Annotated in this window: 24 protein-coding genes and 1 pseudogene; 13 read left to right on the plus strand and 12 right to left on the minus strand. The window is 64.4% G+C overall.

The features are described 5' to 3' along the window. The 3 genes and pseudogenes from G3N93_RS10995 to G3N93_RS11005 form a co-directional block, all read left to right on the plus strand. Nucleotides 1–179 (plus strand): annotated as a pseudogene (locus tag G3N93_RS10995) (3-hydroxybutyrate dehydrogenase); the annotation flags it as partial. Nucleotides 180–308: 129 nt separating this feature from the next. Further along, nucleotides 309–1,526, plus strand: coding sequence for a patatin-like phospholipase family protein (locus G3N93_RS11000; RefSeq protein WP_174940438.1), 1,218 nt, complete (start codon nucleotides 309–311; stop codon nucleotides 1,524–1,526). 60 nt (nucleotides 1,527–1,586) lie between these two features. Continuing rightward, on the plus strand, nucleotides 1,587–2,051 hold the full coding sequence (locus G3N93_RS11005; RefSeq protein WP_174987829.1) for a hypothetical protein: 465 nt from the start codon (nucleotides 1,587–1,589) through the stop codon (nucleotides 2,049–2,051). Nucleotides 2,052–2,121: 70 nt separating this feature from the next. Here G3N93_RS11005 and G3N93_RS11010 read toward each other — a convergent pair whose 3' ends face one another. Further along, complete coding sequence (locus tag G3N93_RS11010; protein WP_174940442.1) at nucleotides 2,122–3,006, minus strand: LysR family transcriptional regulator; 885 nt, start codon at nucleotides 3,004–3,006, stop codon at nucleotides 2,122–2,124. A gap of 120 nt (nucleotides 3,007–3,126) precedes the next feature. Between G3N93_RS11010 and argC the strand changes: the two genes are divergently transcribed. Further along, nucleotides 3,127–4,074: an N-acetyl-gamma-glutamyl-phosphate reductase gene (gene argC, locus G3N93_RS11015; protein ID WP_206133015.1), complete on the plus strand. Its 948-nt coding sequence runs from the start codon at nucleotides 3,127–3,129 to the stop codon at nucleotides 4,072–4,074. Nucleotides 4,075–4,234: 160 nt separating this feature from the next. Here the strand turns inward: argC and G3N93_RS11020 are convergent, their stop codons facing one another. Further along, the gene (locus tag G3N93_RS11020; protein ID WP_174940446.1) at nucleotides 4,235–5,158 is read right to left on the minus strand and encodes a LysR substrate-binding domain-containing protein; all 924 of its coding nucleotides are present in this window, start codon (nucleotides 5,156–5,158) and stop codon (nucleotides 4,235–4,237) included. Nucleotides 5,159–5,275: 117 nt separating this feature from the next. On the opposite strand from G3N93_RS11020, the gene G3N93_RS11025 reads away from it, so the two are divergent. Further along, nucleotides 5,276–6,361: a tartrate dehydrogenase gene (locus G3N93_RS11025; RefSeq protein ID WP_206133016.1), complete on the plus strand. Its 1,086-nt coding sequence runs from the start codon at nucleotides 5,276–5,278 to the stop codon at nucleotides 6,359–6,361. Between the two features lie 502 nt (nucleotides 6,362–6,863). Here G3N93_RS11025 and G3N93_RS11030 read toward each other — a convergent pair. Together G3N93_RS11030 and G3N93_RS11035 are read right to left on the minus strand one after the other, a co-directional pair. Continuing rightward, complete coding sequence (locus G3N93_RS11030; protein ID WP_039344601.1) at nucleotides 6,864–7,343, minus strand: nuclear transport factor 2 family protein; 480 nt, start codon at nucleotides 7,341–7,343, stop codon at nucleotides 6,864–6,866. A gap of 63 nt (nucleotides 7,344–7,406) precedes the next feature. Then, nucleotides 7,407–8,012 (minus strand): TetR/AcrR family transcriptional regulator, encoded by a 606-nt coding sequence (locus tag G3N93_RS11035; RefSeq protein ID WP_174940450.1) that lies wholly within the window; start codon nucleotides 8,010–8,012, stop codon nucleotides 7,407–7,409. A gap of 182 nt (nucleotides 8,013–8,194) precedes the next feature. Here G3N93_RS11035 and G3N93_RS11040 point away from each other — a divergent pair, with 182 nt between their 5' ends. Further along, nucleotides 8,195–8,833: a GNAT family N-acetyltransferase gene (locus tag G3N93_RS11040; protein ID WP_206133017.1), complete on the plus strand. Its 639-nt coding sequence runs from the start codon at nucleotides 8,195–8,197 to the stop codon at nucleotides 8,831–8,833. Further along, nucleotides 8,830–9,246, plus strand: a complete 417-nt coding sequence (locus G3N93_RS11045; RefSeq protein ID WP_174940454.1) for a hypothetical protein — start codon at nucleotides 8,830–8,832, stop codon at nucleotides 9,244–9,246. The genes G3N93_RS11040 and G3N93_RS11045 overlap by 4 nt, the downstream gene beginning before the upstream one ends. 404 nt (nucleotides 9,247–9,650) lie before the next feature. On the opposite strand, the gene tdh is transcribed toward G3N93_RS11045, so the two are convergent. Both tdh and G3N93_RS11055 read right to left on the minus strand, forming a co-directional pair. Further along, nucleotides 9,651–10,679, minus strand: coding sequence for an L-threonine 3-dehydrogenase (tdh, locus tag G3N93_RS11050; protein ID WP_011356765.1), 1,029 nt, complete (start codon nucleotides 10,677–10,679; stop codon nucleotides 9,651–9,653). Between the two features lie 13 nt (nucleotides 10,680–10,692). Further along, nucleotides 10,693–11,892 (minus strand): glycine C-acetyltransferase, encoded by a 1,200-nt coding sequence (locus G3N93_RS11055; protein WP_174942103.1) that lies wholly within the window; start codon nucleotides 11,890–11,892, stop codon nucleotides 10,693–10,695. A gap of 161 nt (nucleotides 11,893–12,053) precedes the next feature. On the opposite strand from G3N93_RS11055, the gene G3N93_RS11060 reads away from it, so the two are divergent. From G3N93_RS11060 to G3N93_RS11070, 3 genes are all read left to right on the plus strand, one after another. Then, nucleotides 12,054–12,665 carry a helix-turn-helix domain-containing protein gene (locus tag G3N93_RS11060; RefSeq protein WP_011356767.1) on the plus strand — a complete coding sequence of 204 codons (612 nt, stop codon included), beginning with the start codon at nucleotides 12,054–12,056 and terminating at the stop codon, nucleotides 12,663–12,665. Nucleotides 12,666–12,805: 140 nt separating this feature from the next. Continuing rightward, entirely contained in the window at nucleotides 12,806–13,186 is a 381-nt protein-coding gene (locus G3N93_RS11065) for a DUF2471 family protein (protein ID WP_206133018.1), read from the plus strand. A gap of 103 nt (nucleotides 13,187–13,289) precedes the next feature. Then, nucleotides 13,290–14,309 (plus strand): tyrosine-type recombinase/integrase, encoded by a 1,020-nt coding sequence (locus tag G3N93_RS11070; protein ID WP_174942098.1) that lies wholly within the window; start codon nucleotides 13,290–13,292, stop codon nucleotides 14,307–14,309. A 136-nt stretch (nucleotides 14,310–14,445) separates the two neighbouring features. Here G3N93_RS11070 and G3N93_RS11075 read toward each other — a convergent pair whose 3' ends face one another. Beyond that, a complete protein-coding gene (locus G3N93_RS11075; protein ID WP_206133019.1) occupies nucleotides 14,446–15,627 on the minus strand; it encodes a DNA-binding protein in 1,182 nt (393 codons plus the stop codon). A 1,821-nt stretch (nucleotides 15,628–17,448) separates the two neighbouring features. Here G3N93_RS11075 and G3N93_RS11080 point away from each other — a divergent pair. Beyond that, a complete protein-coding gene (locus tag G3N93_RS11080) occupies nucleotides 17,449–18,816 on the plus strand; it encodes a replication initiation protein (RefSeq protein ID WP_011353619.1) in 1,368 nt (455 codons plus the stop codon). A 91-nt stretch (nucleotides 18,817–18,907) separates the two neighbouring features. Here G3N93_RS11080 and G3N93_RS11085 read toward each other — a convergent pair whose 3' ends face one another. Then, nucleotides 18,908–19,969 carry a ParB/RepB/Spo0J family partition protein gene (locus tag G3N93_RS11085; RefSeq protein WP_174940462.1) on the minus strand — a complete coding sequence of 354 codons (1,062 nt, stop codon included), beginning with the start codon at nucleotides 19,967–19,969 and terminating at the stop codon, nucleotides 18,908–18,910. Nucleotides 19,970–19,992: 23 nt separating this feature from the next. Continuing rightward, nucleotides 19,993–20,655: a ParA family partition ATPase gene (parA, locus tag G3N93_RS11090; protein WP_059238301.1), complete on the minus strand. Its 663-nt coding sequence runs from the start codon at nucleotides 20,653–20,655 to the stop codon at nucleotides 19,993–19,995. Nucleotides 20,656–21,659: 1,004 nt separating this feature from the next. Here parA and arsC point away from each other — a divergent pair. Next, nucleotides 21,660–22,019: an arsenate reductase (glutaredoxin) gene (gene arsC / locus G3N93_RS11095; RefSeq protein ID WP_206122027.1), complete on the plus strand. Its 360-nt coding sequence runs from the start codon at nucleotides 21,660–21,662 to the stop codon at nucleotides 22,017–22,019. A gap of 138 nt (nucleotides 22,020–22,157) precedes the next feature. Here the strand turns inward: arsC and G3N93_RS11100 are convergent, their stop codons facing one another. Then, a complete protein-coding gene (locus G3N93_RS11100; RefSeq protein ID WP_206122026.1) occupies nucleotides 22,158–22,379 on the minus strand; it encodes a zf-HC2 domain-containing protein in 222 nt (73 codons plus the stop codon). Beyond that, complete coding sequence (locus G3N93_RS11105; protein ID WP_069252807.1) at nucleotides 22,357–22,956, minus strand: RNA polymerase factor sigma-70; 600 nt, start codon at nucleotides 22,954–22,956, stop codon at nucleotides 22,357–22,359. The genes G3N93_RS11100 and G3N93_RS11105 overlap by 23 nt, the downstream gene beginning before the upstream one ends. 367 nt (nucleotides 22,957–23,323) lie before the next feature. Between G3N93_RS11105 and G3N93_RS11110 the strand changes: the two genes are divergently transcribed. After that, entirely contained in the window at nucleotides 23,324–23,878 is a 555-nt protein-coding gene (locus tag G3N93_RS11110) for an NADPH-dependent FMN reductase (protein WP_039344642.1), read from the plus strand. A gap of 52 nt (nucleotides 23,879–23,930) precedes the next feature. On the opposite strand, the gene G3N93_RS11115 is transcribed toward G3N93_RS11110, so the two are convergent. Then, nucleotides 23,931–26,189: a hybrid sensor histidine kinase/response regulator gene (locus G3N93_RS11115; protein WP_174987846.1), complete on the minus strand. Its 2,259-nt coding sequence runs from the start codon at nucleotides 26,187–26,189 to the stop codon at nucleotides 23,931–23,933. Nucleotides 26,190–26,393: the final 204 nt, after the last annotated feature.

The following is a 26,393-nucleotide window of genomic DNA, read 5'->3' on the forward strand; positions in this document are numbered from 1 at the left end:
AGGAGCTCGGCATCAGCGAAGACGAAGTGGTGAAGAAGGTGATGCTCGGCAATACGGTCGACGGCGTGTTCACGACCGTCCAGGACGTCGCGCAGACGGTGCTGTTCCTGTCGGCCTTCCCGAGCGCCGCGCTCACGGGCCAGTCGTTCATCGTCAGCCACGGCTGGTTCATGCAGTAACGTCCCCGCCTCCCTGAAGGGAGGCGATTCCCGCATCACCGCCTATTCTCACTACTCACGATGGCGTGCCGTCCGTCGACGTCGCGCCATCCGTCTCCGCCATGAATGGCGGGATCTCTCGGAGAACTGATGAAACCGCACGCCCGAACAGAAAAACAGGCCGTCGATGCGGCGGACCTGCATCACGAGGTCGGCGCACCGGCCGCCGCGCGCACGCTACCGTACGAGACGATCGCGCTCGTGCTGCAAGGCGGCGGCGCGCTCGGCGCGTACCAGGCCGGCGTGTTCGAAGGGCTGCACGAGGCGGGTATTCCGCTCGACTGGATCGCGGGCATCTCGATCGGCGCGCTCAACACCGCGCTGATCGCAGGCAATGCGCCCGAGCATCGCGTCGAGCGGCTGCGCGAGTTCTGGGAAACGATCTGCAAGCCGGCGTTCTTCCCGACGGTTCCGGCCGCATTCGAATTCGCGCTGTTCAACAGCATCGACCAGATCCGCACGTTCTTCACCGCGTCGCAAGCGGCGAGCGCGATGATGCAGGGCCAACAGGGCTTCTTCGTGCCGCGCTTTCCGCCTCCGGTGCCGGGCGTGTCCGATCATCCGGAGAAGATCAGCTGGTACGACACGTCGCAACTGCGCGCGACGCTGCTGAAGCTGTGCGATTTCGACCGGATCAACTCGGGCGAGACGCGCGTATCGGTCGGCGCGGTCAACGTCGGCACCGGCAACTTCGTGTACTTCGACAACACGCGCACCCGCCTCGCGCCCGAGCACTTCATGGCGTCCGGCGCGCTGCCGCCCGCGTTCCCGCCGGTCGAGATCGAAGGCGAGTACTACTGGGACGGCGGCGTCGTGTCGAATACGCCGCTGATGGAAGTGCTGCGCGCCCGGCCGCGCCGCGACACGCTCGCGTTCCAGGTCGATCTGTGGAGCGCGCGCGGGCCGCTGCCGCGCTCGATGGCCGATGTCGCCGAGCGCACGAAGGACGTGCAGTATTCGAGCCGCACGCGTTTCGTCACCGACACGCTGCAGCGCGAACAACGCTACCGCAATGTGCTGCGCCACGTGCTCGACCAGGTGCCGGAAGAGCAGCGCAAGGCGGATCCGTGGTGCGTCGAAGCCGATGCGATGTCGTGCAGCAAGAAGTACAACATCCAGCACCTGATCTACCAGCAGAAGGCGTACGAGCATCACTACAAGGACTATCAGTTCGGTCTGTCGACGATGCGTGACCACTGGTCCGCGGGTCTCGACGACATCCGCAAGACGCTCGCAGTCAAGGACGGCCTCGCGCTGCCCAACAACGACTCGGGCTTCGTGACGCACGACATTCACCGCAAACGGTAATGCCGTGCGCGACGGATCGGCGCGCTGCATGCGCCGGTCCGTCCTCTTCTCCGATCAGACATGCCGATTTTCATCGCACTCTTCGCGCTCATCGCTCTCGGATGGGGCGCGGTTCACCTGTTTCACGTCATCGCCGCGCAGTTCGGCCAGCCGGTCGCGATCGCGGCCGCCGTGCTCGCCGCCGCGATCCTGATCGCGCTGATCGCGTGGTGGATCAAGCGCCGCCGCGACATCGCACCGAATACGAAGGAAGAAGGCTGGACCCACATCGTGCATCGCGCATGGGGCGAGCTGCGTGTGTCCGCGACGCAGGGGCTGCTGTGGCTGTCGCACGACGGCGCGGACGGCCGCTATACGCTGTCGCAACTCGACGGCTGTCAGGCCGCGCCGATCGGCGGCCGCTGGCATCTCGTCGTGCACGTGCGCGATGCCGTGCGCAGCGAGTGGAAGCTGCCGATGATGGACAAGCGCGATGCGCAGCGCTGGGCACGCGTGCTGACGCTCGCGAAGGACAACCGGCTCTGAAACGGCGCGCAGCGGATGCGCCTGTGCGCCCGGCACGAACCGCCGCGCCGGCTGTCCCGCATTCCACGCGCTAGCGGGCCTTCAGCGCCCACAACGCATCGAGCACGTGCTGCGTCGCCCGCTCGACCGGCCCCGCCCGATGCGCGATACCCAGTTCCCGCCACAACGCCGGGCGCAACGCCCGCATGACGATGCGTGCATCGGGTAGCGGGGCACCGGCTTCATGCGGCAGCAGCGTCGCGCCGTAACCCGCCGCGACCAGGCTCTTGATCGCATCGTTGTAGTTGAGTTCGATCCGCGGTTCCGGCCGGTGGCCGCCGAGCGCGAACCACTCCGTCGTGAGCCGCGACAGGCGCGTAGTCGCATCGTTGAGTATCAGCGGGCGGGCGGCCAGATAGCCGGGCGTGACGCGCGCCGGGAGCGGCCAGTCCGCCGGCAGAAACGCCATCACCGGATCGCGCCGCCACGCGCGGATCGACAACCCCGCGACCGCCGTCTGCGGCAGCGCCACCAGTCCGATATCGAGCGTGCCCTGCGCAATGCGCGCCAGCGTGTCGTGCGACGTGAGCACCGCGATCTGGACATCGATGTCCGGATGCTGCTCGCGCAACCGGGCCACCGCCTGCGGCAACAGGTGCGCGATCGCGCCGGTCGATGCGCCAAGGCGTACGCGCCCGGCCAGCCCCTGCACCTGCCGCTGCACATCGTCCAGCGTGGATTCGACCTCGGCCAGCAGACGGCGCGCGCGTTCCACCAGCACTTCGCCGATAGGCGACGGCCGCACGTTTCCGCGCGTGCGGGACAGCAACGGCGCGCCGATGCGGCTTTCCAGTTCGGCGATGTGAAGACTGACGGTCGGCGGCGCGAGATGAAGCCATTGCGCCGCCGCGACGAAAGACCCGTGGTCGGCGATCGCGACCAGCGTGCGCAGGCGGTCCAGGCTGATTTCGCGCATTCCCCACCTCTCGTTCAAGAAAACTGAATCTGGCAGTCAGTAAATTCAACTTTTCCTATTCTAGGTGTTCGGCGGACGATACGGTTTTCCCGACGACCGAACCGAAGGAACGCGACCCTCATGAGCCAGCCCACTGTCTACATCGACGGCGATCAAGGCACGACCGGATTGCTGATCCACGAACGCCTGCGCGGACGTACCGACCTGCAGCTCGTCACGCTGCCGGATGACGAGCGCAAGGACCCCGTGCGGCGCGCCGAAGCGATCAACGCAACCGATATCGCGATCCTGTGCCTGCCCGATGCGGCCGCGCGCGAAGCGGTCGGCTTCATCCGGAATCCGGCGGTACGCGTGATCGATGCAAGTTCGGCCCATCGCACGCAGCCGGATTGGGTCTACGGCTTTCCCGAAATGGCGAACGGCCACGCGCAGACGATTGCGCACGCGCGGCGCGTCACCAATCCGGGCTGCTACCCGACCGGCGCGATCGCGCTGCTGCGGCCCCTGCAACAGGCCGGCCTGCTGCCGCGCGACTACCCGGTGAGCATCCATGCCGTCTCCGGGTACTCGGGCGGCGGACGGGCCGCCGTCGACGCATTCGAGTCGGGCGACGCTGCGCAAGCGAAACCGCTGCAGGTCTACGGCCTCGCACTCGCGCACAAGCATGTGCCCGAGATCCAGCAGCATGCCGGTCTGACGAATCGCCCGATGTTCGTGCCGGCCTACGGTGCCTATCGGCAAGGCATCGTGCTCACCGTGCCGATCGAGTTGCGCCTGCTCCCTGCCGGCGTGACCGGTGAGCAGTTGCATGCGTGTCTTGCGCACCATTACGCCGCCGCGCGTCACGTCGACGTCACGCCGCTCGCGGATACGCAAGCGATCACGCATCTGGATCCGCAAGCGCTGAACGGCACCAATGACCTGCGGCTCGGCATATTCGTCAACGCCGAGCACGGCCAGGTGCTGCTGTCTGCCGTGTTCGACAATCTCGGCAAAGGGGCATCCGGCGCAGCGGTGCAGAATCTCGACCTGATGCTCGGCGCGGCAGACGTGGCGAAAGCGGCATAAGCCTCGTGCGAGCACCATCGTCGGCCGGCCCTGCACATTGCGGCCGCCAATGCGTCGGTGAAAGGTGGACGCGACCGGCTCGCGACGCGATCGCGAGCCGGAAACGGGTGCCTGCCGACGTTCCGCACAGCCCCCCGTAAAAGCTCACCTTTAGCCGGTTTCAGGCCGTTTCGTCACCCGCTGCGGTGTTCAAGCCGGCCAGCGTCTCCACCAGAAAATCCACGCACACGCGCACTTTCGCCGACGCCGCGACGCGCTCCGGATACACGGCCCAGATGTTCGCGGGCTGGATTGCGTCCGGCAACACGCGACACAGTGCGCCGCGTTCGATCAGCGGCGCGGCTTCCCAGATCGAGCGCAACACGATTCCGCGCCCGGCCAGTGCCCACTGCACCGCCACTTCGCCATGGTTCGTCGACAACGCGCCGCCGACCTTCACCGTTGCCGTTTCGCCGCGCACGTTCAGCCGCCACACGCCGAACGGGTGATCGCGCTCCTTGATCGCAAGACAGTCGTGCGACGCGAGATCCGCGAGCGAACGCGGCGTGCCGCGCCGTGCGAGATAGTCGGGCGATGCACACAGCACGCGGTAGTTCGCGGCAAGGCGGCGCGCGATCAGGTGATCGGCGATCTCGTCGCCGATGCGCACGTCGAGGTCGTAGCCTTCGCCCGCGACATCGACGAGCCGGTCGAACAGATCGAGCCGCACATTCAGCTGTGGATAACGCGCGGTGAAGTCGAGCAGCGCCGGCGCGACGATGTGCCGACCGAAGCCGAAGCTGCTCGAAATGCGCAGCGTGCCGCGCGGCACCGTGCGCGTGGTCGATACGTCCTCGACGAGATGATCGACGTCGTCGAGGATCTTCTCGGCGCGCGCGTACACGCGTTCGCCGGCTTCCGTGACCGTTACGCGGCGCGTCGAGCGATGCAGCAGGCGCGTGCCGAGCTGCGCCTCGAGCAACGCGATGCGCTTGCTGACATAGGCGGGTGATACCGCGAGTTGCTCGGCGGCCGCGCTGAAGCTGGTCAGGCGGACGACCAGGCTGAACACGCGCAGGTCGTCGAGATTCGGCGATTTATTCACGATTCGTGGAAAGTCGATTAACCTTTCGCGCGATTTTAATCCGGATGGAAATAAATAGAATGGCGTGACGTGCCGCTGCCTCTCACCGCGGCCGGCCTACCCGCCAAGGAGCTTTGCATGACCGACAGGACTTACAAGATTGCCGTGATCCCCGGCGACGGCATCGGCCGTGAAGTGATGCCCGAGAGCCTGCGCGCACTCGATGCCGTGACCGCGCGCTTCGGCGTCCGATTCGACTTCGTCCAGATCGACTGGGCAAGCTGTGACTACTACGCGCAGCACGGCAAGATGATGCCGGACGACTGGAAGGCGCAGTTGTCGGGCATGGACGCGATCCTGTTCGGCGCGGTCGGCTGGCCGGCGACGGTGCCCGATCACATTTCGCTGTGGGGTTCGCTGCTGAAATTCCGCCGCGAATTCGACCAGTACATCAACTTGCGGCCCGCACGCCTGTTCGACGGCGTGCCGTCACCGCTCACCGGCCGGCGCGCGGGCGACATCGACTTCATGATCGTGCGCGAGAACACCGAGGGCGAATATTCGTCGGTCGGCGGCACGATGTTCGAAGGCACCGATCGCGAGATCGTGATGCAGCAGTCGATCTTCACGCGTCACGGCACCGAGCGCGTGCTGAAATTCGCGTTCGACCTCGCGCAGCGACGCGCGAAGCGCCTCACCGTCGCGACGAAGAGCAACGGCATCGCGATCAGCATGCCGTGGTGGGACGCGCGCACGGCCGAGATGGCCGAACGCTATCCCGACATCGCCGTCGACAAGCAGCACATCGACATCCTGTGTGCGCGCTTCGTGCTGCAGCCGGACCGTTTCGACGTCGTCGTCGCGTCCAACCTGTTCGGCGACATCCTGTCGGATCTCGGGCCGGCCTGTACGGGCACGATCGGCATCGCGCCGTCGGCGAACCTGAACCCCGACCGCAAGTTTCCGTCGCTGTTCGAACCCGTGCACGGCTCCGCGCCCGACATCGCGGGGCAGTACATCGCGAATCCGGTCGCGATGATCTGGTCGGCGGCCTTGATGCTCGATTTCCTCGGCAACGGCGCGGGCCGCGAACGCGAAGCGCACGATGCGATCGTCGCGGCGATCGAGGACGTGCTGCGCACGGGGCCGCATACGCGCGATCTCGGCGGCAACGCGGGGACGCAGGAAGTGGGTGAGGCGATCGCCGCGCGAATCGCAGGCTGATGATCACGCCCGGCGCGTTCGCACGCGCCGGGTCGTGGGGGCACGAATCCGCGTGCGGTGAGCGGTGAGCGACACGCAATGCGTTTGCGCACTTGTCTGAATTCTTATGCGTGCCTCGTGAAGTCGGGCGGTTAGCAACGTCGCATCGCAACGCGCACGGCTCGCGCTATCCGTCGTCGACGTCGACCCGATCGGTGAGTTGCACATCACGCGCGCGCACACCGATCGTCAATCCACTCTCGGCCCTGTGCGATCGGTGAGATGCATCACGCGGTAAAGCACACCGTTGCATGCCCGCCCGGGCAGGCATCACGCGATGCCGACGTGTGCGGCTTGTCCGCTTTGCCCGGCACGATGCCGCGTCGAACGGCTCACAGCACACAGTCCGACGCGACATTTCACCTCGTCCCGAAAAACCTCACCTTCGACGCAGCGACTCCCGAATTTCCTCACCGTTGAAGCCCGGTGATGCGTTCGTCGATCCGTCGAGTCGACGCGCGCGTCACAGCCCGAGGTCGGACAGCCCTGGATGATCGTCCGGACGACGGCCGAGCGGCCAGTGATAGAGACGATCCTGCTCGCGAATCGGCAGGTCGTTGATGCTCGCGTGACGATGCGCCATCAACCCGTTTTCGTCGAACTCCCAGTTTTCGTTGCCGTACGAACGGAACCAGTTGCCGGCGTCGTCATGCCATTCGTAGGCGAAGCGCACCGCGATGCGATTGCCGTCGAACGCCCACAGCTCTTTGATCAGCCGGTAGTCGAGCTCGCGCGCCCACTTGCGCTGCAGCAGCCCGACGATCTCGTCGCGGCCGGTCACGAATTCCGCACGGTTGCGCCATCGGCTTTGCGGCGTATAGGCAAGCGACACGCGCTGCGGGTCGCGCGTGTTCCACCCGTCCTCGGCGGCGCGCACCTTCTGGCGTGCCGTTTCGAGCGTGAAGGGCGGAACGGGCGGACGGACTTCGGGGGAAGCGGACATGGGTTGCTCCTGTTCAGGTTGTGGCCGCGGACCACCGCGGCCGGTTCGGATTCGCTGCGTCGACTACCGCGATACCGCGTCGAGCAGCAGTTCGGCCGTCGCGCGCGCATCGCGCGCGGCGTTTGCATCGCCGCTGACGAGCGCCACACCGATTGCGCCGTCGATCAGCACGAGCCACTGGCGCGCCAGGCGTGCGAGCCCGCGGCGTTCGATGCCGGTTTCGTCGGCATACGCATCGAACCGCTCGCGTACGAATGCCAGCAGGCGTGCCTTGTGCTCACGCGCGACGACGCGCACGGGGTCATCCGCGTCGGGAATCTCACCCGATGCGTTCAGGAACGCGCAGCCGTGAAAATCGGGCTGCCCGAACCAGTCGCGCAGCACGTCGAACATGCCGAGCAACTGCACGCGCGGCGCCTTGCCGCGCGCCAGCGTTGCATCGACGAACCAGCGCATCCAGCGCTCGTCGCGACGTTCGAGCGCGGCCACGACCAGCGCCTCTTTCGATTCGAAATGCGAATAAAAGCTCTTGCGGGCCGCGCCGGATCGCTTGACGATCGCATCGACGCCGGTTGCGTGGATGCCGCCCGAATAGATCAGCGCTTCGGCTGCATCGAGCAGCCGGTCGCGAACGCCCGGTTCGCCGGAAGGGTCGTGAGGTGTGTTCATGGGTTTACGGTAGAACGATCGTTCTCCACCGTCAACACCTGCATGAAAAAGCCCTGTCGGCGAGAGGGCTGAATCGCGGCCTGGCCGCGCGACGCAGCCCGCCGCGTTTACGACATTTTTTCTTGAAGCGGACGCGCGACGCTCACTACACTTCGGTCACCCTGTCTGGGCGAAAGGACATCATGCAGCGACCGGAATCCGCGCGCCCCGCGCGCGCCTATGCGGCTTATGCGAAGCGGCTCGACGGCCGCGTCGCCGTGCGGCGCTTTGACCCGCGCAACGATTCGTACGACACGTTGACTGCGCTGCTGCATCGCGCGTTCGCGCCGCTCGGCGCATTGGGCTTCAACTGCCCGGGCGTCGATCAGCCGGCCTCGGCGACACGCGAACGCGTGCTCACCGGCGAGTGCTTCGTCGCGCTCGGCAATGCACACCTGGTCGCGACGATGACGATGCGTTCGCACGATCCCGATTCCCGCTGCGACCCGTACCGCAGCCGGCACGTGGCGACGCTCGGCCAACTGGCCGTCGATCCCGTCTGGCAGGATCGCGGCATCGGCCGTTCGCTGCTCGCGTTCGCGCAACGGCGGGCCGCCGCGCGCGGCGCGACGCACCTCGCACTCGATGCACCGTATGCGGCGATCCGGCTCATCGAGTTCTATCGCCGCGAAGGATTCCAACCGGTCGACGTGATGCGATTTCCGGGACACAACTACGACAGCACGATCCTGTGCAAATCCGTCAGCGTCGCGAGCGGTCGTATCGTTGCCGGCGATACGACGCAGTTCGACGTCATGCGGCAAGTCGGTGCCGCTTCATGAAACACGATATGCCGAAGCGCGATGGCGGCGACGATCACACCCGGCTCGACGTCCGGCAGGCACGCGTGCGCGCGGCGCGGCGACTGCGCGGTGTGTTGAAACTGACGATTCTCACGATTGCGGTCGCCCAAGCGCTGGCGTTCGCGTTCGAAGGCCTGCTGGTGATGGCCGGCTTCGCGCCGGACGCCGCGACGGTGCTGCTGTTCCGCTTCGTCACGTGCGCGCTCGTCAGCTTCTGGCTGCAGGCGGATGCGTTGCGCGCGTATCAATACGCGGCTCAACACGGATTCGTCACCGTGCCCGGCGCGCACGGCGATCCGGCCGACATCGCGCCGCAATGCCCGAAGCGCTGGCTCGTCGTGTTGAGTCTTCAGCTCGATCCACGAGGGTTGAATGGTGAACGGATCAAGTAGCGGTCTGCGCACCAGTCGACGCCGATTGATGTCGATGCGTGTCGATCACTTCGTGCAAAAGTGAGTCGCAACGACGCGTGAAGGCTCACGGTTGATGCCACGGTTCGGCACGACATCGCACGGCGTGCGTCGCGAACGATCACGCGGCAAGCCAAGAGGGAAGTGCCCGGACGAGGGAGAGCAGGTGCCGAACGGCGTGATGGCGCGAAGCGAGGCGATTCGCCGACAGGTGAAGTGACCGTGCGTTTGCAGGTCACCGATGTGCGATCGTGTCGCGATTCGGGACGCAAACACAGCTCCCGAATAATCTCACCTTGAGCCCGGATTCGCGTGCTTCGACTTGAAAACGCAGACGTAAAACAAAAGGGGCGGGCGGCAAACATGCCGCGCCGCCCCTTCGGCACTCAGGCCGTCCAGTCGAGAATCACCTTGCCGCTTTCACCAGACAACATCGCGGCGAAGCCCTTCTCGTAATCGTCGGCCGCAAAGCGATGCGTGATGATCGGCGACAGGTCGAGGCCGCTCTGCAGCATCGCGACCATCTTGTACCAGGTCTCGAACATCTCGCGGCCGTAGATGCCCTTGATCTCGAGCCCCTTGAAGATCACCTGGTTCCAGTCGATCGCCGTCTGCGCGGGCGGAATGCCGAGCAGCGCGACCTTGCCGCCGTGGTTCATCGCCTCGAGCATGCTCGTGAACGCGCTCGGCACGCCCGACATTTCGAGGCCGACGTCGAAGCCTTCGGTCATGTGCAGGTCGGACATCACGTCGCGCAGCGACTCGCGCGCGACGTTGACCGCGCGCGTCGCGCCCATCTTGCGCGCGAGTTCGAGCCGGTAGTCGTTGATGTCGGTGATGACGACGTTGCGCGCGCCGACGTGTTTCGCGATCGCGACGGCCATGATGCCGATCGGGCCCGCGCCGGTGATCAGCACGTCTTCGCCGACGAGATTGAACGACAGCGCCGTGTGCGTCGCGTTGCCGAACGGATCGAAGATCGATGCGAGATCGTCGGAGATCTCCGGCGGAATCTTGAACGCGTTGAACGCAGGAATCGCCAGATACTCGGCGAACGCGCCTTCGCGGTTCACGCCGACGCCGACCGTGTTGCGGCACAGATGCCGGCGCCCCGCGCGACAGTTGCGGCAAAAACCGCACGTGATGTGGCCTTCGCCGGACACGCGATCGCCGATCGCGAAGCCACGCACTTCCTGCCCCATCTCGACGATCTCGCCGACATACTCGTGACCGACGTGCATCGGCACGGGAATCGTCTTCTGCGCCCAGTCGTCCCACTTCCAGATATGGATGTCGGTGCCGCAGATCGCCGTGCGGCGAATCTTGATCAGCACGTCGTTGTGGCCGACTTCAGGACGCTTCACGCGCGTGAGCGTGAGGCCGGGGCCGCGTTCGAGCTTTGCCAGTGCTTTCATGATCGCGCCTCCGTCAGATGATGCCGAGCGACTTGCCGACGCGCACGAACGCGGCGACCGTCTGGTCGATCTGCTCGGGCGTATGCGCGGCGCTCATCTGCGTACGGATGCGCGCGCGACCTCGCGGCACGACGGGGAACGAGAAGCCGATCACGTAGACACCTTCGTCGAGCAGCTTGTCGGCCATGTTCGTCGCGAGCTGCGCGTCGCCGAGCATCACCGGGATGATCGGATGCGCACCCGGCACGAGCGTGAAGCCGGCTTCGGTCATCTGCTTGCGGAACCGCGCGCCGTTTTCGCGCACGCGCTCGCGCAGCTTTGCGCCTTCGTCGCTGCCGAGCAGTTCCAGCACCTTCAACGATGCCGCGGCGATGCTCGGCGTGAGCGTGTTCGAGAACAGGTACGGACGCGAGCGTTGGCGCAGCAGTTCGATGACCTCGCGACGCGCGGCGACATAGCCGCCCGATGCGCCGCCGAGCGCCTTGCCGAGCGTGCCCGTGATGATGTCCACACGGCCTTCGACGCCGCAGTGCTCGGGCGTGCCGCGGCCGTGCGTGCCGATGAAGCCGACCGCGTGCGAATCGTCGACCATCACGATCGCGCCGTAACGATCGGCGAGATCGCAGATGCCTTTGAGGTCGGCGATGATGCCGTCCATCGAGAATACGCCGTCGGTCGCGATCAGCTTGTGGCGCGCGCCCGCTGCGTCGGCTTCCTTGAGCTTCGCCTCGAGGTCGGACAGGTCGTTGTTCTTGTAGCGGAAGCGCTTCGCCTTGCAGAGGCGAACGCCGTCGATGATGCTCGCGTGGTTCAGCTCGTCGCTGATCACCGCGTCGTTCTCGTCGAGCAGCGTCTCGAACAGCCCGCCGTTCGCGTCGAAGCAGCTCGAATAGAGGATGCTGTCCTCGGTGCCGAGAAACGCGGCCAGCGCGCTTTCCAGTTGCTTGTGCACGGTTTGCGTGCCGCAGATGAAGCGCACCGATGCCATGCCGAAGCCGTCCTGGTCGAGGCCGGCCTTCGCCGCGTCGATCAGGCGCGAATCGTTCGCCAGACCCAGATAGTTGTTCGCGCAGAAATTGAGCACGCCGGCACCACCGGCGAGCCGCACGTCCGCCGCCTGGGGACTCGCGATCTCGCGCTCGGTCTTGTAAAAACCGTCCGCGCGGATCTGGTCCAGCGTCCCGCGCACCTGGGCGAGAAAGGCATCACGCATCGCAAAGCTCCTGACAGGGTTTCGCATTCCGCAACGCGCCACTCGTGGCGGCGGCGCAACGGCCTGCTACTGTTATAGTCGGTCGTTCGGTTGACCGCATTTATCCGATATTCCGAACTAGAATTCGAAATATCGAACAACTCTAAGCGAACGGAATCCAAATGGCAAGTTCCTCCGGTTCGCGGCGCACGCCCGCCAGCGCCGCACCGCAACCGCCGGCCGCAACGCCGCCGCGTGTCGGCGAGCAGATCCAGCGGCTGCGCAACGAACGCAAGCTGACGCTCGACGACCTGTCGCGCGCGGCCGGCGTATCGAAATCGATGCTCTCCGAGATCGAACGCGACAAGGCCAACCCGACGATCGCCGTTGCGTGGCGGCTGACGAACGCGCTCGGCATCACGCTCGACGAGCTGTTCTCGCAGCCGAAGGCAGCCGAGACCATCCGTGTGGACGGCCCGCACGACATCCCGACGCTCGCCGGCCATGACGGCCGTTACCAGTTGCGCGTGTGGGGCCCGATCGACCTCGCCGGCAAGTTCGAGTGGTACGAGCTGACGCTGCCGGGCGGCGGCGCACTGATATCGAATGCACACGAGCCCGGCACGCGCGAGCACCTCACCGTGCTGCAGGGCGCGATGGAAATCGAAGCCGCGGCAGCCAGCCGGCGCCTGAAGGTGGGCGACACCGCGCGCTATCCGGCCGACGAGCCGCACGCAATCCGCAATCCCGGCAAGGCCGAGGCGCGGGCACTGCTCATCGTGATACATCGCTGACGGCGCGAATAGCTGGCCAAAGGGCCAATTGCAGGCCAGTTGCGGAAAACACTGTATGTTTGTACAGTATACGGACATTCCGCCATGCATGGGCCGGAGCCGGCGCACCGAGGCGCCCGCCCGGTCGACAGGAGCCTGCAATGACAGAAGAACAAGATTTGGCCGCACTCAGCTTCAAGGCTGCCGCGCACGACCTCGAGCTGATCGTCCGGCATATCGCCGGGCGTTACATCCACCAGCGCGTCCCGCTGACGTGGCGCCTGCTGCACGCCATCGAGGCCGAGGCACTCGCCGATCTCGGCTTTGCCAGCCGGCACGAGGCCGGCATGCGTCAATTGTTCGAACGGCAGTTGGACATGACGTTTCCTGAAACGGACGATCCGATCGACTTCGGGCGCTCGAATGCGCTGCCGGCTGTTTTTTCGTTCGCGGTTCTCGCGTACGAAGCGGCGGCAACGTCGTCGCACAACGCGGCGCCCCACGAGCGTGCTCACCGTCCGGCCAAGGCATGGGGCGACTGATTGCCCGCCGCGGGCCGCCGCGCGTGGCGACCTTATCAAGCCTCTTGCAGCCCGAGACGTTGCGGAAAGGGCTACCATATACGCAACTAACGGAATAAATCACATGTCTCTTCCCGCCTCCCCCGATACCCCGGCACACCCGGAAGAAACAGATCTGTTCGACCGTGGCGCATCCGACTGGATCCTCTCGCCCGAAGCGGCATTCGATGCATGGCTCGCCATGCAGGACTATCGCCGCTCGTCGGCAGACGTCTACCGTGCGCAATGGGGCGCGTTTCTCACATGGATGCGCGCACACCAGAAGAATCTGGCAACGGTCGATACCGCAACCATCGCGAATTTCGTCGGCGAGCTGCCGATCCGGAAAACGCAGCGAATGCGTTATTTGCGGCTGATCGAGCGCGTGCTCGACCACATCCGTCGCACCGAATATGCATCGACCAACCCGGCCCGGTTCATTGCTCAGGATGGCGAAGCGAACTGGCGCAAGGCGCGCGACAACGAACCGACCGGTTTCCTCACGCCGGCCGAGCGCGCGACATTGCTCGCGTACCTGTTTTCGCCGATCGGCGTATCCGGTTCAGCGTACTGGAAAGAGCGGCGCGACCGCGCGCTCGTCGCCGCGTTTCTCGGTGCCGGCATCAAAACCGGCGAAGCTCGCGCACTCACGATTAGTTGCATCAATACGAGTGGAACGTCGCTGCAGATCGAGTCGACGCATCCGGATTTCGCCCGCGAAACCCACCTCGCCTCGTTTGCGATCGCCCTGCTGGAAGCCTGGCTCACCGAGCGCAAGCGCCAGGACATTCCGGGGGAACTCGTGTTCCCGGCATCCCATGCCGGGCGGCCGATGCACAAGGCGACGATGCTGCGCGCGATCGACGCGATCGTCGAATCCGCCGGGCTCACGTCGTCGCGCACCGCGCGCGCGAGTCCGCAAACGCTGCGCAATACCTATGCGGCTGAACTGTTCGAACACGACGTGCCGCCCGAACGGGTCGGCAGATGGCTGGGCTTCATGCGGCCGATCTCGTCGAACCGCCTGCATCGCGCATGGAAGAACTGGCGTGACGGTTTGGCCGACAGCAACGGTGACGCGTCCGACGGCGACGAAACTCACTGATCACTCATTGGCTGCTCACGCGAAGCGATCCGTGAGCAGCCTTGTGCGGCGCAGCCTCACCGTTTCACAGCTCCCGAAAACCCTCACCTCAAGCTCCCCGGATCGTCTCACCTGTGCTGTGCAGCCGATCCTGGCGTCACGTGTGCGCAAAGCGCGCGACGGCTTCGAATCGGGACGGCCATGCGCCCGAAGCGTGCTCGCACTCGGGGCAGGCCACTTCGAAACCGTCCTCGCTATGTGACAGCTCCGGCTCACCGTCGCAATGCGGACAATGGGCCGGCACCGGAATCTCCTGATCCAGCGAGGTGCCGATCGCGGCAAACGCCTCCGCATCCAGTTGCCCGGCATCGGCCAGGCGGCGGATCAGCGCGGCGATTTCCGGATTCATGCCGCGGCTCGCGCGCAACGAACTCACATCGCGCGTTGCACGTTCCAGTTCATCGCCCTGGCTGCGCAACTGTTCTTCGAGCCGGTCGGCACGCGCCTTGGCCGAACTCAGTTGCTGCAGGAAATCGAATTCCTTGCGCTGGACGTCGCGCAAACCGCTCTGATAGGTCGACGCCATGCTGCGCAACGAGTCCAGCTCGACCAGCATCGGTTTGACGCGGCGTTCGGCTTCGGCCACCGCGTCCTTGATTTGCTGCGCGTAGTGCTCGGTGCGCTGCTGCAGTTCGGCTTGTAGCGCATCGATGCGGTCGCGCAGCGTCGCATTGTGCGTCTGCTCGGCTTCGACGCGGCCGGCGGCCGCGGCCAGTTCCTTCTCCAGTCGGGCGACTGTGGTGAGCAACGTCGCCTCGCTTGCCGAACCGTGCGTCGTTTGCGACGCGAGCTGGACTTCAAGTTCGGTCACGCGAGCCTGCAACTGCTCGTTTTTCGCTTCACCACGCGCGAGCGCGCTTTCGAGAGTCTCCTGTCGGACAGTTGCGTCGCGCAGCCGCTGTTCGGCGTCGGCAACGCCGGCGCGAACCTGCTCGCGATCGCCATCCAGACTGTCCCGCGCGGCTTTCAACGCTTCTTCATAGAGTGCGCCGAGCAATGCCCCCGCCTTTTCCTCCACAGCTTTCGGGATTGCCGCACCGTCGAGCCTGATCTTGGAAGCGGAACGGATGCGCTCCCAGAAATGGTCGATGTCTTTCGGGATATCGCTGGCGCTGCCGGTCTGGGTGAGATCGCGAACGTTGGCAGCCGACGGCCGGATGCCGAGATCAAAGAACAACCGCTTGCACGCGTGCAGCGACAATTCCTGCCGTCGTGCACCGTTCGCGCGCAGCGATTCCAGTTCGTCCCGAATGGCGTGACGTATTTCGTCCAGGGTCATCGCTGTGCTCACAGACATTGAAGTGTGGCAATCATAACGAAATACGTATTCATCGATACATGTTTCGGCTCGACGTTGTGAATTTACGTCGCTTTGCACAGAAATCGGGTCTGTGAGCCAATCCGGACGACTGTGGCCCAGGATTCCGTGAAACAAAGCGAAGAAAGCCAGCCAAGTCCTTGTCTCACAAGCATTTTCCTGCAGACCCCGAATTTCGGCATTTGTTTCACATGACAGCGGATCCGATTGCCTGTGGGTGTTCAGGGGTTGGGGTGTCTGTGGAAAACTCGTCAGCCCTTGTCTTGAGAGTATTAGAAGTAAACACCCTTGAACCCTTAGTTAAAAACGTTAACGCCACGGCACAGCCTTATGCTGCAAGGCTTTCCGGCCGACAAGGTGAAGTTTTACGGGAGCCAAGGTGATCTTCTGCGGGAGCTGACGTGATTGGGTTCAGGGAGCTGCGTGAGCCGTTGCGGGAAAGGTCGTGAGCGGATTCGGGATCACAGTGAAACACGAGATTTCCTAAAGGTGAGGCTTTTCGGGGCCTCACAGCCACAGAACCCGCACTGTGCCTGACTGCACAGTTTTCTGCCTGTGCAGACATAGGTGAGAATTTGCAGGACCTTCTTTGCGCCCCGTTTCTGCCCATCTTTTAGGCAGTTTTTCTGAAAGGTGAGGTTTCACGGGACTCCAGGGGAGTTTGGTGTGAGGATTTCCGGGAAACGAACGCCATTTTGCACAGCAAAAGCACCCTTGGGGGCCTGTGAAGCCCTAAAGGTGAGGTTTTTCGGGAGGGAAATCCGGGTTTTCCTGCCTGGATCCCATTGAGGTGAGATTTTTCGGGGCCCGGATCACAGACTGTGATTCCAGCGACAGGTGAGGCTTTTCGGGAATGGAATTTGCCCGAAAAATGGTCACAGGTGAGGCTTTTCGGGACCTGTGAGTGGCCGAATTCGCCGAAAAGCCCGCCAGGACTGGAAGAAATCTCGTTTTTGCTGTGCCACTTTTTGGCACAGGTGAGATTTTTCGGGGGCTGACATGAGGTTGTCGTATGAAGGATTTCCGTCGAAAGGTGAGGCTTTTCGGGGTATGTCCGCGACGCACAGCCAAATGCCTTCTGTGCATAAGTATCGGAAGGCATTGGGATTTTTGATACCGAGACAGTTACGGTGAGATTTTTCGGGAGCCATTCCCGTGCCGGTGGAGGCACAGCGATTTTTCGGTAGGGTGAGCGTTTTCGGGAGGCTTGGGTTGCGAATCCCGCGCGTGTCGGGCATTCGTTGATATCCGGACGAATGAACATACTGTGCTCGAGGTGAGTATTTTCGGGACCCGATACGGTTTGTGCACTGTACAATGCGCGCCCGGGCCGACAAAGCAGGCCCAATCGGGCCGCGCGGACCGGTTTCGCGGGCGTCTTTCGGGATACCGGACGCGATCTCGATCTCCCGGTGAGTCACGCCTGTACATGCATACAGGCCGATGCGGGCCGATCGGGAAGCGCGGCGACGTGGGATCGCAACCCTGTGCCGAACGCACAGCCGCGCAGTCGTAAAATTACGACAAATCGAAAGGTGAGCCGATACGGGAGCACATTTCGCACGTGTCGCGCACAGGTGAAATTCTGTGAATCGGCGCATCCCGCAGCACGTCTGGACGAGTCCGGAACGCTGCAAATCCGGAGCGGTGAGGGTTTTCGGGAGCGTCTGGGGTGAGTGCCGTTTTGCACGTGCGCTTCACCCGCTATGGTGAGCATGTCGTTCTGGACGCACTTCACCGCAGGCGCTATCCTTCCGGAAAACTTCTCCTCCGACCCGACGTATGGCCACGACGAAGCGCGCCAAGAAAACCGATGTGGATGTGGTGAGTGCCAGTTCAGCCGAATTGCGTAAGGCCGTCGAGGCGATCGCAATTCAGCCGAAGAGCGGCAAGATCACGCTCCTCACTCGCAAGCTGTTCAATGTCCTGCTGGCCGTGGCGCAGCAGGCCGACGATTCGGGCGATACGTATCGCGCGCTGTTGTCGGACATCGTTGCCAACTCCGCCTTCGATTCGAACGACACCGCACTGGTGAAGGAACACCTGCGCCGCATGGTGTCGGTGCAGGTCGAATGGAGCACGGGGACGTCGAGCCAGAAGCCGGGCCGCAAGTGGGGGATCTCGACGCTGATCGCCGATGCGGAAATTCTCGAGGATCCGGCGACTCGCCGCGTGTGGGTCGAATTCTCGTTCGCGCCGAAGATCAAGAAGAAGCTGCTCGACCCGGTCCAGTATGCGCGCCTGAGCCTGCAGTTCCAGAGCCAGCTGCGCAGCAGCGCCGGTCTCGCGCTGTACGAAATCTGCGTGCGTTACCTGACCAACCCGAGCCACCTGACGATGCGCGAGCCGTGGGAGTGGTGGCGGCCGATCCTGTCGGGCACGCCCGATACGGAAGCCGGCGACGAGGCAAAGCGCGAGTACAAGTACTTCAAGCGCGACTATCTGCGTCCCGCGATCGCGGAAGTCAACGCGGTCACCAACATCTTCGTCGAGCTGATCGAGCACCGTGAAGGGCGCCGGGTCGCGGAGATCCAGTTCCGCGTGACCGAACGCAAGCAGCCGATGCTCGCGCTCGACGAACACCCGAACGTGTTCGACAGCACGCTGGTCGACCGGATGGTGAAGCTCGGGATCCCGCTGAAGGAAGCGCAGACGCTCTACGCGGATAGCGAGGAGAACCGCATTCGTGCCGCACTGCAGATGACCGAGCAGCGGATGCGCAGCACGACGCTGCCGCCGGTGCGCAGCGCGCCGGCGTTGTTCAAGGATGCGTTGAAGAAGGGTTATGCGCCGCCGGTCGAGTCGGTCGACGCGCTGCCTGCCGGCACGCCGTCCCCGAAGATTGCAGCGGCCCAGCCGGACGATCTGAAGGCACGCCTGTTGAGCGAGTTCGCGGCGTTCCGCCGCAAGGAAGCAAAGGTGCTGTACGAAGAGCAGGGCGACGCGGAGCGCGAAGTGGCGCGCGAGTCGTTCGAATCGGAGGCACTGCCGACGATGGGTACGCACCTGCGCGATGACTGGCGCAAGCGCGGCCTCGATTCCAAGCTGGCCGAGACGGCCTTTTTCGACTGGCTGGCCCAGAGGACCTGGGGCGAGCCGACGGACGGCGACCTGCTGTCGTTCACGCTGAACCAGTCGCGGGCCGCTTGAGGCCCGCTCAGGCCCGCTGACGGGCCGCCGCCGGCCCCGCCCTCCGGTTGGCGGGCCCGGCGTCCTCACCAGGCCCTGCCGGCCGTTTCCATCACTCCGACAACAGCATCCGCTCGAGCTGCTCGAGGATCGCGTCGCGCTTGTCCTTCGGGAGGCCGCGCAGGCGCAATTCGATGCGATCTTCGCCATACGACTTCAGGTCGCCGACCGACTTGCCGCCGAGCTTGATCTCGAGTCGCTGCGCATAGCGCTGACGGCCTGCGGCCTTCGGCGTTTCCTGCGCCGCGACGCGGCCCTTGACGATGTCCGACACCTGGCGCGTGCTGAGGTCGTCCGACACGATCTTGTTGATCAGTCGCAGCGTGGCCTCGGTGCCGCGCGCATTGTGATAGCGGCCGACCTGATACGCCATGTTCGAACCGAAGCGATCAGTGCGCGCGACCATTTCCTGCATGATCGCTTCCGGCAGCTTGCCGATCGACAGCGCGACGGCCACCGTTGATTCGTCGAGGCCGAGGTGCTCGGAGAGCTCCTTCTGACTCTGGAAATGCTTGTCGTCGAGGAAGCGGCGCCACACGACGGCGTTGTCGAACACCGTCTGCGAATCGCGCTGGACGTTGAGGTCGTAGCCGAGCTTGTAGCTCTGGATGCCGATCGGCACGTCGATCACGATCGCCTTGACCGATTCCTTGTTCGCTTCCTTCAGTGCCCGCACGCGGCGGCCGCCGTCGCTGACGAAATACGTGCCCGGGTTCTCGTAGTCCGGAATCACGTGGATCGCCTGCTGCTGCCCTTGCTTCGCGAGGTTGACCGCGAGTTCGGCAATCGACGACTTCAGATAGAAGTGCCGCGGATTGAACGGGCTATGCTTGATCGCCTTCAGCGACAGCTCGATTACCTGCCCCGGCGCATAGCGGTTCTCGAGACGCCACGCGCGATATTGCGCCGATTCATCGATCGACGGATCGAGCGTGAGCTCGGGAGCGGGCGGCGGTGCGATGTCCTTCTTCGCGGATTTGGTCGGCGCCGGGGTGGGCGTCTCGGACTTGACGATGCCGTCGATCGCATTGAGTCGATCGAGCGCCGTGCGCTTCTCGCTCGTCGTGATATCCGGGCGCGCTTGGAATCCTTTGGCAAATTGGGAGGGTTTCATGTGACTCCTTTGTGCGCATAAAGTCAGGGCAGCATGGCGACGATTTCGTCGGCGCACGCGCGAATTTCTGCGGCAGCCAGCTTGCCGCCACGATCGTTCATCTGCAGCACGGTCTGACCGAGCGCCATCGCCTGCTTGTACGCCTCCCGCGTCGGGATCTGCGTTTTCAGCAACGGGAAGCCGAGTTCCTCGAGCGCGCGCTTGAGCTCGCGGGTCAGCATGCGCTTCTCTTCGGTCTTGTTCAGCAGGAAGACGGCGCGGAGGTCTTCGTTCATGACCTGCGCCTGCTGGATCAGTTTGACCAGCCCGACGCTCGACCAGTAATCGGCCGGCGACGACGACGTCGGGATCACGGCAATCGATGCGGCCAACAGGACCACGCCCGATACCTTCTCGGTGATCGACGGCGGGCAGTCCACGACGATGATGTCGTAGTCGTTGATGAACTTCTTGATCTCGCGGTGGATCTGGCCATCGGCTTCGGCCAGGTTGACGACCGGAAACGGAATGCCGTTTTCGCTGTCGCCGGATGCGCTCGACCAGTGAACCAGTGTGTTTTGACGGTCTGCGTCGATGACGAGGACGCGCTTCCCTTTTTCATGGAACGCGGCACCGAGGTGCATGGCAATCGTGCTTTTGCCGACGCCACCTTTTTGTTGAGTGACTGCAATGATTTCCGCGGCCAATTTTCACTCCTATTTTGGTCGTTGGAATTCTACAGGACGATATTTGGATTTCAATGAAATTGTCGTTCGACAACTACGCATTGGCCATTCGGGCTATCGGTTTATGCGCATAAACGAAGCGACGGTGGCTGGTGGCGTGATTGGATGGCGTGGTGGATGCCTGAGACGTTGATGAGCAACCCGGTGACATCGCGTGTGGCGTCGTCGGTGTGGCTAGAGAGTTGCTGCGGGGACGCGTGCACTGCCCTTTTGTTCGATGGGGCAGTCTTGCCTGAGAGCCTGAGAGTTTGTGCGCATAAACTCCACGGGAACCGTGGCGCTCGAGCGTGCGACTTGCGCGTTGCGTAACGCCCGATGGGACGGCCAGTGCTTCCGAGCGTGCGTAGTGAGTGGGTCACCCGGGCAGGGTAAGCAGCTTCCAGGTGTGCCACTGAACCCGCTTACGTCGAGACACCGTGCTATCCGGAGGCTACGTTTATGCGCATAAACCGCGAGCGGTAGACGGCGAGTGACGAAGGATTGCATCCCGAGCGCGCCGAACCCAGTGTGCGGCGATCTACTGGCGAGGCAGCATTCCGACGCATCAATCACACCAAGCAGGCACCACACCGACGCGCCGAAATGTCTGCACTCACCGCGCTGCTAATCGCGAGGTACCGCACCCGGCAATAGCCCGCTTTATGCGCATAAACCAACCGGCCTGCGACGCTACCGGCTACACCCTTCGCCACTCGCCCCTCATCGCATTGATCAGGCGTGCGCGATCTCTATTCATCCTCCCGCGACAGCGCCCCGCTAGCCTTTATGCGCATAAACCCACCAATTCATTGAAGCGCATCCCGATCAGCACTCCCCTCTCGCGATCCATCGCACAGCCTCATCAACCTGCCTGCCTCTACGAAGCAGCGAATCCACACCCGATCTCCCGATCCCTCGCCGACCACCCCCACCAAGCCAGCCAATGCAGACTGGCTACAATACAGGGCTCTACCCTCCAGGCCTGAATGATGATCACGATCTACCACAACCCCCGATGCTCGAAGTCGCGCGAGACGCTTGCGTTGGTCGAGTCGCTGAATACCACCGGTGCGCCGTTGAATGTCGTCGAGTACCTGAAGACGCCGCCGACGGTCGAGGAACTGGAAGCGCTGCATCAGCAGCTTGGTCGCCCGGTTCGCGACATGCTGCGCGACGGAGAGGAGCCGTACAAGGAGCTCAACCTTGCCCGCGCCGATCTGACCGATGCGGAAGCCTATGCGGCGATTGCCGCTCATCCGATTCTGCTGCAGCGGCCCATCGTCGTTTATCGCGGCAAGGCCGCCATCGGCCGGCCGCCCGAATCGGTGCAGGCATTGTTCGAATAATTCTTGCCCGCCGTATTTTTCTGATTGCGTCAGCCCGACGCAAGTATCAGCGCAAGCGCTGGCAATCGAAGCCGGCAGACTCAATCGCCGGGCAGCACGTCACCCGCGCCCGGACGATCGCAGCCACGCGATCCAGGTCTAGCCTGCCCCGGACGACGTACCGTCATCATCCGGGGCAGGCCCCCGCCCCGCCGCTGCTTTCGCAGCCGTCCGCAGCAGCGCGATCTGCCCGCGATAGGCCCTGCAGCCACTGCAGGTCGGCAGGTGTACACGCACCTGCAGGCGCTCATGCAGGGTCAGATGCCGGTCGAGCGCATCCGACAGCAGTCGCGTCACATTAGTACATTTCCCCGGCAGCATCTTCGGTCGTCAGTCCTTGTTCGCTCAGGCAGGTTCGCAGGCGCGTGCGCGCCCGGTACAGCAGCACGCTGCAATGATTCGTCGTCAGCGTCAATTCGCTGCAGATGTCCGTCATTTCGAAGTCGAGAAATTCGCGCATCATGAACACACGCCCGATCTGCTCCGGCAGGTGATCGAGGCAGGCCTCGAACAGCGTCCAGAACTGCTGCTGCTGCAACAGCGTTTCGGGGCGTGGCCAGGGTCGCGGCTTCGCATGTGCGGCCCAGTGCCCGTTTTCCTTGAACAACTCGCGATCGAGCACCGATTCGCCGTCGAGTTCGGCATCGAGCGCGGACAGGCTCACCGTCCTCTGCCGCGCGCGCAGTACGTCGATCAGCTTGTTGCGCAGGATGCCGAACACCCAGGTCTTGTGCGCCGACAGCCCGGCGAAATCGCCCGCATGCGACCACGCGGCGGCAAGTGCTTCCTGCACGGCGTCCTCGGCCGCGTCGGCATCACGGAGCTGGAGCCGCGCGAAGCGCAGCAGGTCGCGCCGCAGTTGGGCGAGATAAACGGGATCGTCGTAGGCGGACGGCATGTCTGGGTTGCAGTGTCTCGAAGCGATCGCGCATGTGCCACAAGGCGGGCGCATCGCAGTGCGAGCAGCTTACTGGGCGCGGTCCCGGCCTGCAATGCATGTTCCGTCACGAATTCACGAAACCGGCCGACGCTCTGCGCTATGCTTGCCGAACCCTGTGTCGCGTGTCGGCAACGACCTGCGGTAGGCAATCTGTAACGTCAGAACATAACGGCCGAGTTATCCACAATTTCTGTGGAAAACCTTGTGGAAAGTCGGCCGGCCAGCCCCGTGGGGCGGTTCGCGGGCTGGCTTGCCTATAAACAGACCTTTGTCGCTCGTTCGGAAGCAATCGATCCGATTCCTCACTCACCGGAAGGAGAATGCCATGTCCTATCGCATCGCTGTGGTCGTCGGCAGCCTGCGTCGCGCTTCGTCGAACCGCGCACTCGCACACGCCGTGATCTCGCTCGCCCCCGCCGACTTCTCGTTCGAGTTCGTCGAGATCGGCGAGCTGCCGCTGTACAGCCAGGACTACGACGCGGATTTCCCGGAAGTCGCGAAGCGCTTCAAGCAGTCGATCGAGGCCGCCGACGCGCTGCTGTTCTTCACGCCCGAGTACAACCGCTCGATTCCGGGCGTGCTGAAGAATGCGCTCGACTGGGGCTCGCGCCCGTGGGGTTCCAACTCGTGGTCGGGCAAGCCGGGTGCCGTGCTCGGCACGTCGCCGGGCGCGACGGGCACCGCGCTCGCGCAACAGCACCTGCGCAACGTGCTCGCGTATCTCGACGTGAAGACGCTCGGGCAGCCCGAGATGTTCATCAAGCACGATCCGGCGCGCATCGACGACCAGGGCCAGATCGTCAGCGAAGACACCCGCAAGTTCCTGCAGGGCTTCGTCGATCGCTACACGGGCTGGGTGCGCTTGCTGAAGTCGGCCTGAGCGTCACACCCGATCACGCCGCCGGCGTCGGCACCGGCCCGCTCGCAGCGGGTCACGTGCCGGCGTGCCGCGCGTGTCGTGCATCGCGTGCTTCACGGATGCCCAGCAGGATCTCGTCGAGCAGCGCGATGTCGAACGGCTTCGACAGCACGCGGACGTTGACGGTGCGCGTGCGGTCGAGCTCCTCCGCATAACCCGTGACGAGAATCACGGGCAGTTTCTCCGGCCGCTGCTCGACGGCTTCGGCGAGGTCGATGCCGTTCAGGCGGCCCGGCATGTGGATATCCGAAATCACGAGGTCGAACGCGTCGTTCGCGGCCGCGCCTTCGATCAGGCGCAACGCATCGTCGGCGGTGGGCGCGTAGGTTACGCGGTGCCCGAGCAGCGACAGCAGCGCTTCGGTGCCGGCCGCGACTTCGCTGTTGTCCTCGACGAGCAGCACGTGCAGGCCGGCGAGCGCGCCTGTCCCCGCATCGTGCGCGACCGCCTGAGGCCGCGCGACGACATCCTCGGCGCGTGCGCGCGGCAGGTAGAGGCGCACCGACGTGCCGGCGCCGACCGCGCTGTCGATCGTCGCGAGGCCGCCCGAGCGTTCGCAGAACGCGAACACCTGCGGCAGGCCGAGCCCCGTCCCCATCCCCTGCGCCTTCGTCGTGAACAGCGGCTCGAACGCGCGCGCCAGCACGTCGGGCGCCATGCCCGAACCCGTGTCGTCGAGCGAGATCTGCACGAAGTCGCCGGTCAGCGGAAAGCCATCCTCGCGACGCAGCGTCACGTTGCGCGCGCCGACCGTGAAGCGACCGCCCGTCGCCATCGCGTCGCGCGCGTTGACCGCGAGGTTGATCACCGCGAGTTCGAGCTCCGCGACGTCGACGCGGATCGGCCAGACACCGGGCTCGATCGCGACGACCAGCGACGATTTCGAACCGAGCGATGTTTTCAGCAGTTCGCGGCACGTGCCGACCCATTGCCCGACGTCGATCGTCTCGTTGTGCAGCGGCTGCTTGCGCGCGACGCCGAGGAGCTGGCGCGTGAGCGACTGCCCGTTCTTCAGCGCGCGTTCGATTGCGCCGAGTTCCTTGTCGAGATGCTGGACCCCGCGCCGCCGCACGATCTGCACGTTGCTCGAGATGATCATCAGCAGGTTGTTGAAGTCGTGCGCGACGCTGCCGACGAGGTTGCCGAGCGCCTGCATCTTGCGCGACTGCCGGTACGCCGATTCGATCGAGCGCCGCATCGACGCTTCGGCCTGCCAGCGGTCCCACGCCTCCTCTTCCGCCTTCAGCCGCTTGAGCGACAGCCAGATCACGGACCACAGCGCGACCGACGGCGCGAACATCGAGATGAACAGCACGCTCAGGTGTTCGTACCATTCATGCCAGATCGCCGACGTGCGGTACGCGCACGTCACGTAGACGGGATAGCTGCCGACCTGGCGATACGCGACGATCTCGCTGCTCGCGCCGTCGTGGCGCACGCGCACGACACCGGCGCGCGGATCGTTGCGCGCGTCGCCGAACGTGACGGCGCGATCGGTGTGCGCGAGTGCCGGCGGCGGCGGATACGACGCGATCACCGCGCCGTCCGAGCGCGCGAGCGCCATCGTCATCGGCGTGCTCGCCCCGCCGAGCAGGTCGCGGTAGAACGCGTTGAAATACGACGACTTCAGCGCGATCGACACCATCCCCGCGAACGAACCGTCGCTATGGCGCCGCGCGACGCCCGTGTTGAACACGGGGATGTTCTCGAGCTTGAGCGGCCCCATCATCAGCCGCGAGATGTGTTCGATGACCTTGCCGTCGCGGATGCCGGCGAAGTCGTCGCGGTTCGCGATCGACGCATAGGGCGCCGGATAGTAGAGGCTGTTCGCGAGCAGCATCCCGCTCGCGCCGAAGATCGACACGGCGGCCACCTGCGGATAGCCGCCGCCGATCGTGTTCAGCGCTTCGTGGATGTCGGACTCCCGGTTGCGCACGGTCGCGTCGTCCATGTCCTGCACGAGATCGACGATGCGCGCATCGAGCGTTTCGCTCAGGTCGAACACCTTGAGCGCGTGCTCCTCGGCCACCCGCACCGTGCGCATCGTCACGTCGCTCGCAGCGGCCTCGCGCGTCTTCAGGTCGTTGTACGCCATCACCACGACGTAGATGCACGGCAGCACGATCGCCGCGACGAGCAGCACGATCAGCGTCACGCGACGCACCGCGAAATCGTGCTCGGGCGCACCGGACGCATAGTTGCCGTCGTCCTGCCAGTCGTCGGCGGGTGGGGAGGCGGGAGCGTGGGAATCGGCGGGCCGGTCGGACGTCATCGAAGAAGCGGGTGAGGCGGAGGTGCCTGCCATCATAAACGAGTTGCGACGGGCCGCCGCACGGCCCCGGAGGCCTGCAATCCTGTCGATTTCGACAGGGGGAAATTGTCAGATTGAAAACGCGACGAATCCGGCAGCGCAAACGTACACAAGGAAAAATTTTGCGTGCTTATCTCGAAAATGGTCGGGGCTGTTTTCAGAATG

Source organism: Burkholderia sp. Se-20378 (assembly GCF_017104665.1).
GTDB lineage: Bacteria > Pseudomonadota > Gammaproteobacteria > Burkholderiales > Burkholderiaceae > Burkholderia > Burkholderia lata.